The sequence below is a fragment of the Pseudarthrobacter sp. NIBRBAC000502772 genome (assembly GCF_006517235.1).
Taxonomy (GTDB): domain Bacteria; phylum Actinomycetota; class Actinomycetes; order Actinomycetales; family Micrococcaceae; genus Arthrobacter.
Window position 1 is genome coordinate 2,727,711 of record NZ_CP041188.1, and the last position, 14,734, is coordinate 2,742,444.

General features: G+C 62.5%; 16 protein-coding genes and 1 pseudogene. 5 read left to right on the plus strand and 12 right to left on the minus strand.

Features of this window, described 5'->3' with window-relative positions:
- Positions 1–123 precede the first annotated feature (123 nt).
- Genes NIBR502772_RS12530 through NIBR502772_RS12545 form a run of 4 tightly spaced genes read right to left on the minus strand, consistent with a single transcriptional unit; the run spans position 124 to position 2,570 of the window.
- Positions 124–999: a universal stress protein gene (locus NIBR502772_RS12530; RefSeq protein WP_141140447.1), complete on the minus strand. Its 876-nt coding sequence runs from the start codon at positions 997–999 to the stop codon at positions 124–126.
- Positions 996–1,499 carry a universal stress protein gene (locus NIBR502772_RS12535; protein WP_141142055.1) on the minus strand — a complete coding sequence of 168 codons (504 nt, stop codon included), beginning with the start codon at positions 1,497–1,499 and terminating at the stop codon, positions 996–998. The genes NIBR502772_RS12530 and NIBR502772_RS12535 overlap by 4 nt, the downstream gene beginning before the upstream one ends.
- Entirely contained in the window at positions 1,483–1,953 is a 471-nt protein-coding gene (locus NIBR502772_RS12540; protein WP_141140448.1) for a universal stress protein, read from the minus strand. Before NIBR502772_RS12540 ends, NIBR502772_RS12535 begins: the two co-directional genes overlap by 17 nt.
- Positions 1,954–1,985: 32 nt before the next feature.
- Entirely contained in the window at positions 1,986–2,570 is a 585-nt protein-coding gene (locus NIBR502772_RS12545; protein ID WP_371706664.1) for an alcohol dehydrogenase catalytic domain-containing protein, read from the minus strand.
- A gap of 47 nt (positions 2,571–2,617) precedes the next feature.
- On the opposite strand from NIBR502772_RS12545, the pseudogene NIBR502772_RS12550 reads away from it, so the two are divergent.
- Positions 2,618–2,838 (plus strand): annotated as a pseudogene (locus tag NIBR502772_RS12550) (MBL fold metallo-hydrolase); the annotation flags it as partial.
- A gap of 50 nt (positions 2,839–2,888) precedes the next feature.
- On the opposite strand, the gene NIBR502772_RS12555 reads toward NIBR502772_RS12550, so the two are convergent.
- Positions 2,889–3,530, minus strand: coding sequence for an NADPH-dependent F420 reductase (locus tag NIBR502772_RS12555; protein ID WP_141140450.1), 642 nt, complete (start codon positions 3,528–3,530; stop codon positions 2,889–2,891).
- 408 nt (positions 3,531–3,938) lie between these two features.
- On the opposite strand from NIBR502772_RS12555, the gene NIBR502772_RS12560 reads away from it, so the two are divergent.
- Positions 3,939–4,184, plus strand: a complete 246-nt coding sequence (locus NIBR502772_RS12560; protein ID WP_246848499.1) for a hypothetical protein — start codon at positions 3,939–3,941, stop codon at positions 4,182–4,184.
- Between the two features lie 215 nt (positions 4,185–4,399).
- Here NIBR502772_RS12560 and NIBR502772_RS12565 read toward each other — a convergent pair whose 3' ends face one another.
- From NIBR502772_RS12565 to NIBR502772_RS12595, 7 genes are all read right to left on the minus strand, one after another.
- Positions 4,400–5,002 carry a TetR/AcrR family transcriptional regulator gene (locus NIBR502772_RS12565; RefSeq protein ID WP_141140451.1) on the minus strand — a complete coding sequence of 201 codons (603 nt, stop codon included), beginning with the start codon at positions 5,000–5,002 and terminating at the stop codon, positions 4,400–4,402.
- An 83-nt stretch (positions 5,003–5,085) separates the two neighbouring features.
- The gene (locus tag NIBR502772_RS12570; RefSeq protein WP_141140452.1) at positions 5,086–5,892 is read right to left on the minus strand and encodes a strictosidine synthase; all 807 of its coding nucleotides are present in this window, start codon (positions 5,890–5,892) and stop codon (positions 5,086–5,088) included.
- Positions 5,893–5,920: 28 nt separating this feature from the next.
- On the minus strand, positions 5,921–6,787 hold the full coding sequence (locus tag NIBR502772_RS12575; protein WP_141140453.1) for an alpha/beta fold hydrolase: 867 nt from the start codon (positions 6,785–6,787) through the stop codon (positions 5,921–5,923).
- 49 nt (positions 6,788–6,836) lie between these two features.
- The gene (locus NIBR502772_RS12580; RefSeq protein ID WP_141140454.1) at positions 6,837–7,835 is read right to left on the minus strand and encodes an NADP-dependent oxidoreductase; all 999 of its coding nucleotides are present in this window, start codon (positions 7,833–7,835) and stop codon (positions 6,837–6,839) included.
- Positions 7,836–7,960: 125 nt separating this feature from the next.
- Positions 7,961–8,674: an SDR family oxidoreductase gene (locus NIBR502772_RS12585; RefSeq protein ID WP_141140455.1), complete on the minus strand. Its 714-nt coding sequence runs from the start codon at positions 8,672–8,674 to the stop codon at positions 7,961–7,963.
- A gap of 58 nt (positions 8,675–8,732) precedes the next feature.
- A complete protein-coding gene (locus NIBR502772_RS12590) occupies positions 8,733–9,809 on the minus strand; it encodes an alkene reductase (RefSeq protein WP_141140456.1) in 1,077 nt (358 codons plus the stop codon).
- A gap of 350 nt (positions 9,810–10,159) precedes the next feature.
- Complete coding sequence (locus NIBR502772_RS12595) at positions 10,160–11,176, minus strand: LacI family DNA-binding transcriptional regulator (protein WP_141140457.1); 1,017 nt, start codon at positions 11,174–11,176, stop codon at positions 10,160–10,162.
- Between the two features lie 254 nt (positions 11,177–11,430).
- Here NIBR502772_RS12595 and NIBR502772_RS12600 point away from each other — a divergent pair, with 254 nt between their 5' ends.
- The 3 genes from NIBR502772_RS12600 to NIBR502772_RS12610 all read left to right on the plus strand — a co-directional run bounded on the left by NIBR502772_RS12600 (position 11,431) and on the right by NIBR502772_RS12610 (position 14,689).
- On the plus strand, positions 11,431–12,759 hold the full coding sequence (locus NIBR502772_RS12600) for an extracellular solute-binding protein (RefSeq protein ID WP_246848500.1): 1,329 nt from the start codon (positions 11,431–11,433) through the stop codon (positions 12,757–12,759).
- 77 nt (positions 12,760–12,836) lie between these two features.
- Positions 12,837–13,805: a carbohydrate ABC transporter permease gene (locus NIBR502772_RS12605; RefSeq protein ID WP_246848501.1), complete on the plus strand. Its 969-nt coding sequence runs from the start codon at positions 12,837–12,839 to the stop codon at positions 13,803–13,805.
- Positions 13,805–14,689 carry a carbohydrate ABC transporter permease gene (locus NIBR502772_RS12610; RefSeq protein ID WP_141140459.1) on the plus strand — a complete coding sequence of 295 codons (885 nt, stop codon included), beginning with the start codon at positions 13,805–13,807 and terminating at the stop codon, positions 14,687–14,689. The genes NIBR502772_RS12605 and NIBR502772_RS12610 overlap by 1 nt, the downstream gene beginning before the upstream one ends.
- The last annotated feature ends 45 nt before the right edge of the window (positions 14,690–14,734 follow it).

The window sequence follows — 14,734 nt, forward strand, 5'->3', positions numbered from 1 at the left end:
GAGTGTTCCTGCCTGTTGTTGATCTTGGGCTCAAAGCGCACGGAATGCCGCTCCACGTCAACGATGCCGCCCGCTCGGCCCGGTGGTAAGGGACAAAGGTCCCGGACGTTCGACGGCGGCAGTTCAGGTCCTCACGATGCCTGGGGTCCCATCCGGCTGCGGCTGCCGGGAAATCAGGACGGGTCCCGTGGCGTGGTGAAGGACTGCATGGGCATTTGATCCGATAGTTCCTCTGAGGATTCCCCGGCCCTTGCTGCCGACGACGATGAGGGCGGCACCGCGGGCGGCGTTGAGGAGTGCCCGCGGGACGGAAGCATCCTGGGCCAGGTGCTGGTTGACAGTCACGTCCGGAGCCAGGGCTCGGGCGTCGTGAGCCGCCATCTGGAGGAGGCGACTGGCCGATTTTTGGCCGGCTCCGCCAGCGTTGGCCATGCCGTCGTGGGGCCGGATGACGTGGATGATCATCAGGTCCGCTCCCGTAGTACTGGCCATGGCACAGGCAATACGCAGGGCGCCCGCCGAGCCGGAAGAGTCAATTCCCACCACGATGCGCCCCTCCGCGCTCTGATCGAACCGGATGACCGCCACGGGACAGGACGCCGTTGCCGCGAGTTCCAGACTTACTGATCCCACCAGAAGTCCCATAAAGCCACCGATCCCGCGGCTGCCAAGAACCAGCATCCGCGCATCATCCGCGATCCGGCGGAGATGGCCTGCAGGAAGCCCGTAGAGGAGGCTGCCCTGGATCCTGACCCGCGGCGCCATGGACAGCGCCTGGGCTTTGGCTTCATTAAGGATGGCCTGCGCCTGATGTTGCAGCCCGCTGCCGGCTATGCCTTTGACGGGTCCAAGGTCGTTGGTCAGTAACGGCCAGAGCGAGCAATGGACCACGTGCAGCTCACAGTCCATGAGCGCTGCGTGCCGTGCTGCCCAACGTACAGCGAGGGCCGCCTCGGTTGACCCGTCGTAGCCGACAACTACTCTGTCAGGAGAGGTCATGGCTGGACCCGGTCTGGCCGCCGCCTTTCGCGAGGCTGTCCGGAAGTATCCGAGAGCCCTGGCGGCAAGTCGGTACCGTGCGCCACCAGGACCGGGCATTTGGCGTGCTCAGCGACCGTTGCGCTGACCGCACCGAGGAGGAGCCCTTCAAATCCTCCGTGGCCGCGACTGCCCAGAACAACGATTTGGGCATTCCTGCTTTCTTCGATCAGTACCTTCGCCGCCTGACCCTGTAGGGCGACCACTTCGAGTCCGGCAGGGGGTGCGCCGTCGAAGGCCTGGTCCACGGCCGCAGCACAGATCCGCCTGGCCTCATCTTCAGGGTTCCACACAACCGGCATGAAGGTACCGACTGCGATCTGGAATTGCCAGCAGGCCACCGCCCGGATGTGGGCCTTGAGCAGCGGTGCCAAGGCCCCGGCCCACCGCAGGGCGAGTATGGACGGAGCGCTTCCGTCCACGCCCACGACTATTGCAGGCAGCTCAGGTGTTGGTTCCATGGTCATTCTCGGTGTCCTGGCTGACCACCAGTACTGGGCAATGTGCGTGTGCTGCGCAGGCGGCGCTTACTGAGCCCATGAGCTGGCCGAGCAAGCCGCCATGGCCCCGCCGGCCGACTACAAGCATTTGGGCGTTCCGGCTTTCCTCCACAAGAACCTTCGACGGCGACCCCACCTTGACAACGGCCGTGAGGTGTTCCGGGCGTTCCGGGCCGAAGGCCCGGTCAATAGCCTGTTCCATGAGCCGCCGTGCGATGGCCTCAAGCTCAGCGGCGCTGTCAAAGTACCCCGGTGGCAAGTGCGCCGGAAGGTAGAAGTCGGAAAGGCCGAGGCACGTGATGACATGCAATGGGGCGGCCAGGGCGGACGCCAACCGACCGGCAAGGCGCAGGGCTGCCGGGGAGTATTCAGAACCGTCGATTCCCACAACTATGGTCCGCCCGCTATCCGCCATGGCAGTACTTTCCCTGGGATCCGGCGGCGCGCCTAGGGCCGAAGGTCACCGTTGGGGCCCAGGTCTTTCTGATAGTCCAAGGCCGGTATGTCGCTCGAATGGATGTCGGCGACGGCGAGGGTCCCGCCCCGGTCCAGGGCGCGCAGCGCAACCGGGACCAGTCCGCCCGCAGGAGCGAAGAGAATGGCTGCGTCCAGCAGAGCGGGTGGCTCGGCCTCAGCGGATCTGGCGAATTCCGCCCCAAGCCTGAGGGCCAGGCTCTGCGCAGCTGAAGATCGGGTCATCACGTAGACGCGTGCACCTTCGAACAAAGCCATCTGCGCCGTCAGATGGGCGGACCCGCCAAAACCGTAGATTCCGAGCCTTCCTCCGGGTGGAAGACCTGAGCACCTCAGCGCCCGATATCCTATGATTCCTGCGCACAGCAAGGGCGCGGCCTGCTCATCGGTGAACACATCCGGTATGGGGTAAGCGTAGTCCTGGTGCACAGTCATCAGTTCCGCGTAGCCGCCGTCGATATCCCAGCCGTTGAATGTTGGGGTAAGGCAGAGGTTCTCCGATCCGCGCTGGCAGAATTTGCAGGCGCCGCAGGTGCGGGCCAGCCAGGCTGCTCCCACGCGCTCGCCAAGGCGGAACCGGGAGCTGCCGGCACCCAGCCCGATGACTGGTGGCCGAATCCACCTACGGCAACCGGACCCACCCGGAGAGGAATCCGGAGGACGAATTAGGCGACATCCTCGTGAGGCAGCCAAGCGGGGCGGGGTTGTCCTGGTCGCTGCCTTCGCGGTGGGAAGGGCCGAGACCCTGATGCTGCATCTCGCGCGCCTCCGGCGGCGCGGGGCGATCCCGGACATCCCCATTTACCTCAACAGCCCCATGGCCATCCGGACCGCCGGGCGCGCCGAGGAACGCCTGCGGGGGACCGCCGGCACCTCCTAAGGAAATATCCTGAGCGCGGTGTCCCAGTTGAAATGCTGATGCTCGGGGCTGACCTGCAGGCCCATGACAACCAGCATGAAGGACTCGAGTTCGCGCGACCGCCGCAGCGGCCCGACGTCAATGGGGCGCAAACCTGCCGCGGCTGCCACGGCGCTGACCTTCTCCTTGGCCTGTTCCGAGTCGCCGGCAATAAAAACGTCCAAGTGCTGCCCACCGACTTTTCCGGCTTCCAAGGTGGTGGGGAACGTCGTGTTGAACGCCTTGACCACCTCTGCGCGTCCGTTCAGCAGGCGGGCCGTTTCTTCGGCGGCAGACACGCCGGGCTCCGTGGTCAACTGGTCGAAATTGGAAACGTCCACGGTGTTGCTGATGTCCACCACGACGCGTCCGTCGAGGGAGTCACCGATCTCCAGGATGGCGTCATGCACTTCCTTGTGCGGGATGGCGAGGAAAACAATTGCTCCTGTGACGGCGGCCCCGGTTACGCCTCCGGTGGCGCCCGGGCCGAGGCTCTCCACCAGGTCCCGCGTCCTGGAGCCATCACGACCCAGAATCTGTACCGGGTTGTTCCCTCGCAGCATGACAGTGGCCAGCGCGCGGGCCATGTGTCCGCTGCCGATGATGCTGATGTTGGTCATGATCTTCCTTCGCTGGAACGCCTGGAACTGCGTGTCCATCCAGTAGACAGCCTTCCGCGGGCCGGGCAACAGGGACGAAAGCCCCGGGAACCATGGCAGGGGCTTAAGGCACTGGCAGTTCAGCGCCTCAGCGGGACACTGGGTGAGTGGCAGTGCGAGGAGGCAGGCTTTGAAAGGGCGTGAGGTCCTGTCCGGGCTTGATGGTTCCGAAACCGGCCGTGGGGGCGCCGAGTGGTGCGGTCGCCGAGGCGCAGGGTTCGGTTCGGTGAGCTTCCAGGCCGCTGTCCTCTGCCAAAGTCCCGTCGCTGTCATCCCGGGCCGCAGTACGGCGAACCAGGCAGGCGTTGTGGTTGGCATCGACGGATCGACCCACTCGGCAGACTCGAGCTCGCGCCCCATGGGGTACTCGTGACCGCAGTGCATGTCGGCTATGTCGACACCCCTATGGCCTCCCACACGAACGACCCAAAAATGCGGCCAGCCGACCTGGTCGCCAGGGTCTTCGACGCCGTCCAAAACGATGCCTTCGAGGTCGTCGCCGACGAACTCAGCGCACACGCCAAGGCCGGCCTATCGGCCCCACACGAAGCCCTCTACCCTCAACTGTCGGGCAAACAGCCGGAAGAGTTGCCGAGGACGCCTGTGCACTCTTAGCCGGTGCCCTCTTAGCCTGTGCACTCTTAGTGGACCACTATGAGATCGCGACAAGGACCGGGGTCTCAGAAATCGAGTTCGGCGGTGCTGTCCTGAAAGGGCGCCGCGACCCGAACTTGATCGTGCCAAGTCGCTATGGCCAGAGGCCGGAGGTTTGTCTCGTCGACCGCAACCGTAGTGAGTGACTGCCGTCCAGATCGTGTTTGCCGGCCGCGTCAGCGGGGTATCAGCAGGCTGATTTGTGTCCTGATGTCCTGCACCAGTGCCTCAATGTCCAACCCAGCGTTCACACTTGCTGCCATGCTGACAAACATGATCGCCGAGACGATGCGCGCCGTCGTCGCGGCGTCACCCGCGTCGACCAGTTTTTCCCGGTCCAGTATGGCGGCAATGGCCTCCTCGGTCTGCGCAACGATGGTCAGAGCTGCGCTGTGGTGTGGCTCCGTGGGGTCGCCGAAGACCATTTCCCGCAGATAGAAGCGTCCGTTGTCGATCTGGGTTCGGTTGCACTCCACGATCGGCCGCACCACGGCCATCACCGCAGCCAGGGCATCCTGGATGGTTTCAGCATCCGCCTGGCCCCGCTCGAGAGCTTCGGCGTAGTGGGCGTTCTGAACGAGGAGGAGGAGTTCTCCCTTGGTTTTGGCGTAGAGGAAAAGGGTTCCGGTGCCGATGTCGGCTTTGTCGGCGATCTGCTGGGTGGTGACGTCCTCGACCCCGTATTCGGCGAACAGCTCAGTGGCTGCGGCGGTGATGCGGTCCAGCTTCTCCTGCTTGTTCCGCTCGCGCCGTCCGAGCGGCTGGGTTGTGACAGGCATGTGGTTTCCTCTGGGCGTAAACTGACTGGACTCAATAATGAGTATATCGAAGCTGCGGAGACCGTGCCCTCCGGTCGGCGGCGCTACTCTTCGTAGTGGGGGAGGATCCGGCCACCCTTGACATACGTCAGTGCTGCGTCAACCTCATAGGCATGGATGGCGGAGGCAACCGGGTTCAGCTGATGGGAGAGGTTGCGTAAAGCTGTGCTGCTAAAGAAGGCGTCACGGGCTGCCGAGTCAGCAAATCCCAGGATGATTGATGCGTGGAAGCGTTGGTCCGCCGGGTTGTCGTGGGCGACGTTGGGTGTATCCCACGTCTTCTTAATCCATGGCATGAATGACTGAGTGCGCAATTCCTTCAGCATCCCAGTGTCAGCCAGGGCAGGAACAAGTTCCTTCTTCACGAGCCGCCGGAATTCGTGCGGGCGGACACCGGGGCGGCGGCGGAGGTAAATGATCGCGCGAGCCCCGACAGTCTCTGCCGGGGAGGCGACGTCATACCAGTGTGAAGTGTTCGGCGGACCGGCGTAGAGAAGCGTGCGGCGGAATACGTTGACCTCGTCCTTATAGGCCAAGGCGGTCTGCTTGCGCCCCTTGAGCGGCGAAAGCGCGGATTGGAAGGTGACTTCCGCTATGCCGTCGATCTTCCGGTCCGCAGGGATGGTGGTTTCCACCCCTGTGGTTGCGGGCCATAGGCCGGGGTTGTGTTCGGCGAGGTGAATCTGCCGGTACTCCTCCAGCCCAGGTGTGGCGGCGATGATGCCCGAGTGCGGGCCTTTCCAGTAGTCCATGTCGGTTTGGCGGGACTGCTCGCTGCGCACCCAGAGCAGGACTGAGGACGTAAAGTGCTTTTCCAGCTGCGGTCCGGTAGTTGGTGGTGAGATGCCCATTGGTGCCTTTTTATCGCGAGCGTGGTGGTCAGGGGGCGAGGAATTCGACGACGGCGGGTGCGAACCGGGTGTGGTACTGGAAGATACCACCGTGGCCGGAGTCGGGGTAGATGATCAGTTCGGATCCCTTGATGCGGTGATGCAGGTCCTTGGAGAGCGCGGAGGGCACCATGCGGTCATTGTCGCCATTGGCGATGAGGGTGGTCTGAGTGAGAGTGGACAGGTTCGACGGGGCCGAGCGGCCGAACTTCTGGATTGCCTTTAGCTGCGTCTGAAATGCGCGGGGGCTGATTGGCTTGTCACGGTTCTCGGTTCGCTCCTGCAGGCGTTTGATGAACGCTTTCGCAGCGGGTTTGCCGGTGGCGTTGCGGTTGAAGAACAGGAATTCCTTGGGGTCGGACCTGGTCAGGGTTGCCCGGAAGATGTCCCAGTAGGTGGTGCCGACGACCTTATCGATGTCTTTGCCTCCTCGCGGACCGGTTCCGGTCAGCACGAGCTTGCGGACAAGATCGGGATGTTTGAAGGTCAGGTCTTGGGCGACCATGCCGCCCAGTGAGAAGGAGAACACATCAATCTTGTCGAATCCGAGGGCCTTGATGAAGGTGTAGGCGTCGTCGGCCATTGCTTCGATACTGTTGGGAACTTGTCCCGTGGAAGCGCCAACGCCGGGCTGGTCGAAGGTAATGACGTGGCGGTTCTTGGCAATGGGGTCGATGATACGGGGGTCCCAGTTATCAAGGGTGGCTGCCAGGTGCACGAAAAACACGACGGGGATGCCGCCCTTCGGCCCAAGCTCGCGATAGGCGTAGCTGACGCCTCCGGCGGTGACAGTGCTGGCAGGTGCCTTCGCGTACGAGGTGACGACTGGTTCGTTTGGGGCGTCGGTGTTGTCCATGACGGTTGTCCTCCTGGATTCTCTTGCGTGAATAGTGGGTATCGGCGGGTCAGCTGGTGACGGTGAGCACTGCTTTGCCCCGGAAGCCCCCTGCGGCCAGGGATTGCAGTGCCTCTGGAGCCTGGCCGAAGGTGAAGACCTTCCCTACGATGGGGCGCAGTGCGCCGGCGTCAACTAGGGCGCTGATCTGACGTAGTTGGTTGCCGCTGGCACGCATGAAGAGAAACTCATAGCTAACGCCGAGCTTCCTGGCTTGCCTCCGAATCTTGCTGCTGAGCCCGGTGATCGCCAGGCGCAGCACGGGGTTGAGGCCTGCTTTGCGGGCGAATGCCGGATCGGGCGGGCCGGCGATCCCAATCGCCTTCCCACCGGGCTTGAGGATGCGCAGTGATTTCTGCAGGTTTTGCCCTCCGAGGCTATCGAGCACCAGATCGTATCCGCTCAGGAGCTGCTCGAAGTCCTGGGTGCGGTAGTCGATGACGATGTCAGCGCCGAGGTCCCGCACGAACCCGGCGTTGGAGCTGCTGGCGGTGGTTGCAACGGTCGCGCCGAGATGCTTGGCGAGCTGGATGGCGATAGAACCGACTCCGCCTGCGCCGGCATGAATGAGAACTTTCTGCCCTGGCTGCACATTGCCCTGCTCGACGAGGGCCTGCCATGCGGTAAGAGCTACCAGTGGCAGCGAGCCGGCCTCCTCCATGGTGGCCGACACGGGCTTGAGCGCAAGGTCTTCCTCCGCGACGGCAATACGTTCGGCAAATGTGCCGATGCGGTCCTCGTTGGGACGGGCGTAGACCTCATCGCCGGGCTTGAACCCCTTCACTTTTTCCCCGACGCGCAGGACGGTGCCGGCTACGTCGTTGCCGAGGACCAACTGGAGCTTGTAGGGAAGGATCTGCTTGAACTCGCCCATGCGGATCTTCTCGTCCAGCTGGTTCAGGCCGGCAGCTTGCACCTGCACGAGCACGTCACGTTCGCCGACGGTGGGTTCAGCAACCTCGGCTTCGCGCAGCGGTTCCTTGTACTTGTTGATAACGAATGCCCGCATGCCGCGATGCTCCTTCTGATTAAAGTGACTATCATCAATTATGACTAAACTCAGTTAAGTGTCAAGCGATATGGAAAGTGCCGTGGTGATGGGTTGGACTCATCACCACGGCGCGGCCGCTGTTTCTAGGACTTGCTGGGCGCAAGTTGGGGGTAGAGCGCCTCGATGGGGGCGCTGAGTCCGGCCTTGAGCTGCACGGACGTTTCGTCGGCGAGGACCTCGTACTCGCCGGCTTCGACGGCATCCAATACCGTGGTGACCAGTTCAGCCGGGTCCATTTTGGGGTCGCTGGTGTGCGCAGCCATTGCTGTGTCGACCCACCCGACGTGGACGCCCACCACGTGTACCCCTTCGGGGGCGAGTTCCAGGCGTAGCGAGTTGGTGGCCGACCAGAGGGCGGCCTTGGTGGCGCTGTAAATGCCACCGACGGCGTACCAGCTCATTGCGGAGTGGATGTCGATGATTACGGATTTGGCCTTCGCTGACAGGATCGGCGCGAAGGCGCGGGCGAGGAATAGTGGGCCGAGGAAGTTTGTCTCGACATTGGTCCGGATTTCCTCGTCGGTGTGGGTAAGGATGCCGGGGGTTGCAACGGACGCTCCAGCGTTGTTAATCAACACCGTGACGTCACCCGCAGCCTCGACTGCGGCCCGTATTGAGGCCGGGTCTGTGATGTCGAGGGTAAGGGGGACGATGCGCTCGTCCTCCCAGGTGCGGGGGGTGCGGGCGGTGGCGTAAACCTTGCTGGCGCCGCGTGCGAGGGCGCCGTGGACGAAGTGGGTTCCGATGCCGCCGTTTGCGCCGGTGACGAGGACGACTGCTCCATTGAGTGAGTGCATTTCACGAACTTTCTTGTGTTGATTTCCATCCGCGCCGGTCGGTGAGGATGGTACGGGATTAGGCGTGGGCAAGGGCCGGGTAGTCGGTGTATCCGGCTGCCCCGCCGCCGTAGAGAGTGCTGGGATCCACCTCGTTCAGGGGGGCGTTTGAGCGCAGGCGCTCAACGATGTCGGGATTGGCCAGCGCATAACGGCCCAGTGGGGCAACGTCCGCAAGGCCGGCCGCGACGTCGTCGGCTATCTGCTCACGGTTGCGTCCGTAGCGGACCACGAGCACCGCCGTCGGCCATATATCCCTGAGGGAGCGGAGCAGTTCGTCGTCGCCTACATGGTGAAGGTGCAGGTACGCCAGGTTCAGGGTCGCGAGCTCGCCTACCAGGTGCCGGTACTGGGCGCGCACACTCTCGGTGTCGCCCTCGTTGATTCCACCTAATGGCATGGCGGGGGAGAGGCGGATGCCAACCCTGTCTGCGCCGATTTCATCGGCCAGGGCCTGGGCGAGTTCGATCACGAACCTCGACCGGTTTTCTATTGATCCGCCGTATGCGTCGGTGCGGTGGTTTGCGTTGGGGGAGAGGAACTGGTGCAGGAGATAACCGTTCGCCCCATGGATTTCAACTCCGTCGGCGCCGGCTGCAATGGCCGAAGCTGCCGCGTGGCGGAAGTCAGCCACGGTGGCGTGGATATCCTCCGGGCTCAGCTCTCGCGGTGTCGGCGTCTTCTGGGGTCCGGTCGGCGTGAAAATATCCTGGTCTGCGGAGATCGCCGAGGGCGCCACGGGCTGGCGGTGGTGAGGAGTGTTGTCCGGGTGGGACATGCGGCCCGCATGCATGAGTTGGATGAACATCGCCCCGCCGCGGGCGTGAACTGCTTCGGTGACGCTTCGCCAGCCCTCGACATGCTCGGGGGTGTAGATCCCCGGGGTGTTGGCATAGCCCTGTCCGTCGGCCGACGGCTGCGTGCCCTCGGTGATGATCAATCCCAATGAGGCGCGCTGCCCGTAGTACTCGGCCGCCAAGTCGCCCGGCGTGCCATCCGGGTTGGAGCGGCTTCGGGTCATGGGTGCCAGCGCCAGCCGATGGGATAGGTCAAGGCGGCCAAGAGTCAGTGGTTGCCACAGTGCGGAAAGGGTCATGGGTTAGTCCTTTTTCTTTCGATGTATCAGAGCATCACCGCCGTCCAGCCGACGTTCGGCTGCCGTGGACGCTAGGCCTCGCAGCTGCGTCTACGCGATGGTGACTACACTCATAACTGAGTGTACTCAGGATATATTCCCATGAGAATCAGGAGGGCAAAAGCGAGCGGTCAGAAGGCCTTGTTCTCTCCGTCTTGGATGTCGTGTGTCCAAAGCCCCTTATGGCCGCAGCGGATGGTGCCTACCGAGGGCGAAGTCCGGCATCGCCGCCCCGCGGCGGCGGACCTGGCGTCGGGCTGGGGCTCTGTGGGCGGAGAGGTGGCTGCGGGTAAGCTGCCTGGACTCAAGGGTCAGCAGCCACAAGACTTGCGAACGATGAGTTCGGTGGTGAGGAGTTCGATCCCGCCGCCCGGCTCTTCCGGTGACAGGGCTGCTGCAAGAACCCTCTCTGCGATCCGATCGATGGGCTGACGCACTGTGGTCAGCTGGGGCCAGCTGAATTCCGATTCAGATGTTCCATCGAACGAAACGACGGCAACATCATCCGGTATGGACAGGTTGGCTTCGTGAATGGCGCGCAGTGCGCCCACGGCCAGCAGGTCGGAGCTGGCGAAGATCGCTGTCGGCGGCTTAGGCAATGCCAGCAGCCGGCGGGTCGCTTCGTATCCGCCCTGGCGGGTGAAGTCGGTGAGTTCGGCCGGCCCCTCAGGTAGGCCTGCCTCGTTGAGGGCCTTCTTCCAGCCATTGTGTCGCGGGTCTACGCGTGAAGGGTCAATGTCCCTACCCACCAATATGCCGATATCCCGATGCCCGTGTCCGATCAGGTGCTGGACGCCAAGGGCGGCGCCCTGTTCAAAGTCCGTACTGATGATGGGTATGCCGTGCACGATGCTGGACTGGTCGATAAGCACACGGCGAATGCCTTGGACCTGCATGGCGGCGACTTCACTGGGTGACAGAACTGTCGCGAGGATGATCGCGTCAACCTGACGGGAAACGAGATTGACTGTGTTTTGCCGCTCGGTCTCCGCGTCGGTGCGGGAGTTTGCGGTCAGGAGTGCGTAACCGCGGGTGGCCGCCGCTTGTGCGATAGTGTCCGTCAGCTCGGCGAAGTACGGGTTGGTGCTGTCCGGGACGATGATCCCCAGAAGCCGGGCGGAGCCCATGGTCAGGGCGCGGGCAGTTGCGTTCGGCTGGTACTGAAGCACCTTGATGGCTTCCCGCACGCGCTCTGCTGTTGCCGCCGCAACCGGCTTGGGGCCGCCGTTGATCACATAACTGACGACGGCGGTACTGACGCCCGCGTAGCGGGCGACGTCAGTTCGCGTGACTTTCCCGGAACCCGCCTGTGTCTGCACACTTGCCATCGAGAACACCTTTCACCTCATTGTTGAACTCAGTCTACCCGGGTGGACTCCCGTGAATGCGCATATTTGCCCCTATTTTCGCACCTAACTCAACTCTTGCACGAATCAGTCTACCCGCGTAGACTCGCATTGTGCCGTTGAGAAGTGACCCTCCTCACGCCCCCGCCTGACGATATCCAGGCATCGAAACGCTTCCATAAGTTCCACATTTCCAAGAGGAATCAATGATGATGACCATTCCAAAGTCCCGTCGCATGGCAGGGATCATTGCGGCCGCAGCTGCCGTTTCCGTAGCAGCCCTATCACTGACTGGCTGCGGCGGGCCGGACACCGGCAACCCTGGCCCTTCCGTCCAGGCAGGTTCGGGCGAAGGCACCATAAACGTCTGGGCCGTAGACGGTCAGGCAGCCGAGAATGACGCGTTGAAGAAGATCATTTCCAACTTCGAAACGTCCCAGAACAAGATCAAAGTGAACCTCAAACTTTTCCCTTCGGACCAGTACACCAAGGCAGTCAACTCGGCGGCCCCCGGCGACCTGCCGGATGTGCTCGACTTCGATGGACCCACACTGGCCAGCTTCGTCTACAACGGCAAGATGGCACCCCTGAAGGACTCCGTCTCCGAGGAAACGCTGTCCAACCAAACGGACTCCATCAAGGCGCAGAACACTGTGGACGACGCCGTGTATGGCGTGGGCATGATGAACGCGGGCCTGGCCCTATGGGGCAACAAGAAACTCCTGGATTCTGCGGGTGTCGAGTATCCGACCACACCGGAAGGAGCCTGGACGGCTGAGGAGTTCAGCGGGGTCCTGGATAAGCTCGCGGCCGTCGTCCCAGGGGGAAAACCGTTGGACCTGTCCGAACAGTACGGCTTCGCTGGAGAGTGGGGAACGTGTTGTTCTGCCGGGCCGGTCATCTGGTCCGGTGGTGGCACGATGCTCAAGGACAACAAGGCGTCCGGAGCTTTGGACTCCGAGGCCAACGTCAAGTCACTGACGACGCTCGCGTCCTGGAAGAAGTACACCGATCCGAACGCTGACGGCCTGGCATTCCCGAACGGCCGGGTTGCGCTGAGCTGGGTGGGGCACTGGACCTACCCGACCTACAAAGCGCTTGGCAGCGATTTGGTGTCCATTCCCTTGCCCAACTTCGGGAAAGGAACCAAAACTGCCTCCGGTACCTTCGCATGGGGAATGGGCGCCACCACCAAGAACGGCGCCGCGTCCGGGAAGTTCCTGGACTTCCTGATGTCCGACGAAAGCGTACGCATCTACACTGACGCAAACGGGGCCCCGCCGGCGACCAAAACGGCACTGTCAGTTTCAAACCTTTACGGCCCCGGCAAGCAGTTGCAGCTGCTTGGCGACCAGCTGAGCAAGGCGTGCGGACCCGAAGAGCAGATCACCGAGACGTGTGTCAGCGTCACACGGCCCGTGACCGCCGGTTACCCCATCGTGACGGATCAGGTCGGCAAAGCAGAGGCCGCCATCTACTCAGGCAAAGACGCCAAGGAAGCCTTGAGCGCCGCAGCCCGCGCCATCGACCAGAACTTCGCCGACAACGACGGATACAAGAAATAGACCTCCGCAGCAGTCCGTGCCGCCCCAGTGAGGGGCGGCACGGACCGCCGGACTCGCTCCCAGCGAAAGCCTTCATCATGACCACTCAAACGCAAAAGATCCCGGCTCCCGCAGTGGCCCCGGCCAAGCGACAGTCATCGGCCATTCTTACCGGCCACCGGTTCGCGGGCCCGCTGTTCGCCAGCCCGGCACTGATCGGCCTTGCCATCTTCCTGGTGGCACCGTTCGTGCTCGCAGTCGTACTGTCCTTCTACCGGGTGCAGCTCAACAGCCCACGGCCCGCACGGTTCATAGGATTCGAACAGTACACACGCCTGTTCACCGATCCTGACCTGTCCGCAGCCTTCGGCCAGGCACTGCTTAACAACTTCACCTTCGCCCTGATTGTTGTTCCCGTACAAACGGTTCTGGCCTTGGGCCTGGCTGTACTGGTCAACCGCAAGCTGCGCGGGATGGTGGTTTTCAGGACGTTCATCTTCATGCCCTTGGTCTTCCCGCTGGCCCTTACCGCGGTGATCTGGCGGCTTATCTACTCCCGCGGAGACGAAGGCCTCCTGAACGCCCTCCTGGGGCTCTTCAGCGGGGGCGCCTTGTCGAGCCACGATTGGCTCGGCAGTCCGTCCACGGCACTTGGTTCCATCATTGTCATGTCGATCTGGCAAAGCGTGAGTTTCCAAATGATCATTGTCCTGGCCGCCCTGCAGAGCGTTCCCACCGAACTTTACGAAGCCGCAGCGCTGGACCGGGCCAACAAATGGCAGCAGTTCATCAACGTCACTGTTCCCGGCATCCGGAACACCCTGATCTTCGTTGCGCTCATAACGACCATCTTTTCGTTCAGGCTGTTCGACCAGGTCTACCTGCTGAGCCGCTCCGGCAGCGTTGACCGTGGTTCCACCGAGACCGTCATGACGCAAATCATCAACACAGGGTTCGACAACAACAACGTGGGCCAAGCCGCTGCCATGACTGTCATTTTCATGCTGATCATCACCATGATCGCCATCATCCAACGCGCCGCCGTGCGCCAGCGAGGAGGGGTCTGATGACGATGTCCAAGACCATGGAGCCGACCCGGCGATCCAGCAGCATGAAACGCACCCGTCGCTGGCAAACAGCACTCCATTACCTGATCCTGACCGTTGTCGCGCTGTTCTTCTTCCTGCCCGTCTACTACCTGATTGTTGGCAGCTTCCGGCCATCCTCGGAGGTCCTGAGCGGCCTGAGCGGCTTCGTCCCAACCAACCTGTCCTTCGACAACTACGCCGGCGTTTTCGACCACCTCAGTTCAGATGCCACCGGCCACTTCGGCCAATTCGCCCTGGTATCGATCATCGTCACCACAGCCGTGGTTGCCGGCAGCCTGATCGTGAATTCCATGGCGGCCTACTCGTTCGCGAGGATGAAATGGCGCGGCAAGAAGGTGCTGTTTCTGCTGGTGATCATCCTGACGATCATCCCGTTCGAAGCCGTCGCTCTTCCCTTGTACTACATGTTTTCGGGGCAGCGGGACACTGTCGTCATCCAGGCGATCCCGTTCATAGCCAACGCGTTCTCGATCTTCCTCTTCTACACGTTCTTCCTGGACGTCCCAGGCGAAATCGAAGAGGCTGCGAGGCTGGATGGGGCCGGGCCGTTCAGGACGTTCTTCCAAGTCATCGTCCCCATCACCAAGCCGGCATTCGCCACAGTGGCCATCCTGACCTTCCTGGGTCAGTGGGGATCGTACCTGTGGCCAGTCCTGATGGTCTCAGACCCAACCGTCCGGCCACTGCCGCTGGCGATCAGCATCTTCCAGAACCAGCAGCCTCCCGAATGGGGCCAGGTGCTTGCCTTCGGCACGATGTTTATCGTCCCGGTCCTGGCGGTTTTCTTGATCTTCCAGCGCTGGTTCGTCGCCAGTATCAGCAGCTCCGCTATCAAGGGCTGACGCTCTGCGCCGACCCGACCGGCTCACCTCAACGAAAAGAAGTAG

Excerpts from the sequence above, each read along its gene's own strand:
- NIBR502772_RS12530 (WP_141140447.1), bottom strand. The coding sequence starts at position 999 with ATGACCTCTCCTGACAGAGTAGTTGTCGGCTACGACGGGTCAACCGAG.
- NIBR502772_RS12535 (WP_141142055.1), bottom strand. The coding sequence starts at position 1,499 with ATGGAACCAACACCTGAGCTGCCTGCAATAGTCGTGGGCGTGGACGGA.
- NIBR502772_RS12540 (WP_141140448.1), bottom strand. The coding sequence starts at position 1,953 with ATGGCGGATAGCGGGCGGACCATAGTTGTGGGAATCGACGGTTCTGAA.
- NIBR502772_RS12555 (WP_141140450.1), bottom strand. The coding sequence starts at position 3,530 with ATGACCAACATCAGCATCATCGGCAGCGGACACATGGCCCGCGCGCTG.
- NIBR502772_RS12565 (WP_141140451.1), bottom strand. The coding sequence starts at position 5,002 with ATGCCTGTCACAACCCAGCCGCTCGGACGGCGCGAGCGGAACAAGCAG.
- NIBR502772_RS12570 (WP_141140452.1), bottom strand. The coding sequence starts at position 5,892 with ATGGGCATCTCACCACCAACTACCGGACCGCAGCTGGAAAAGCACTTT.
- NIBR502772_RS12575 (WP_141140453.1), bottom strand. The coding sequence starts at position 6,787 with ATGGACAACACCGACGCCCCAAACGAACCAGTCGTCACCTCGTACGCG.
- NIBR502772_RS12580 (WP_141140454.1), bottom strand. The coding sequence starts at position 7,835 with ATGCGGGCATTCGTTATCAACAAGTACAAGGAACCGCTGCGCGAAGCC.
- NIBR502772_RS12585 (WP_141140455.1), bottom strand. The coding sequence starts at position 8,674 with ATGCACTCACTCAATGGAGCAGTCGTCCTCGTCACCGGCGCAAACGGC.
- NIBR502772_RS12590 (WP_141140456.1), bottom strand. The coding sequence starts at position 9,809 with ATGACCCTTTCCGCACTGTGGCAACCACTGACTCTTGGCCGCCTTGAC.
- NIBR502772_RS12595 (WP_141140457.1), bottom strand. The coding sequence starts at position 11,176 with ATGGCAAGTGTGCAGACACAGGCGGGTTCCGGGAAAGTCACGCGAACT.
- NIBR502772_RS12600 (WP_246848500.1), top strand. The coding sequence starts at position 11,431 with ATGGCAGGGATCATTGCGGCCGCAGCTGCCGTTTCCGTAGCAGCCCTA.
- NIBR502772_RS12605 (WP_246848501.1), top strand. The coding sequence starts at position 12,837 with ATGACCACTCAAACGCAAAAGATCCCGGCTCCCGCAGTGGCCCCGGCC.
- NIBR502772_RS12610 (WP_141140459.1), top strand. The coding sequence starts at position 13,805 with ATGACGATGTCCAAGACCATGGAGCCGACCCGGCGATCCAGCAGCATG.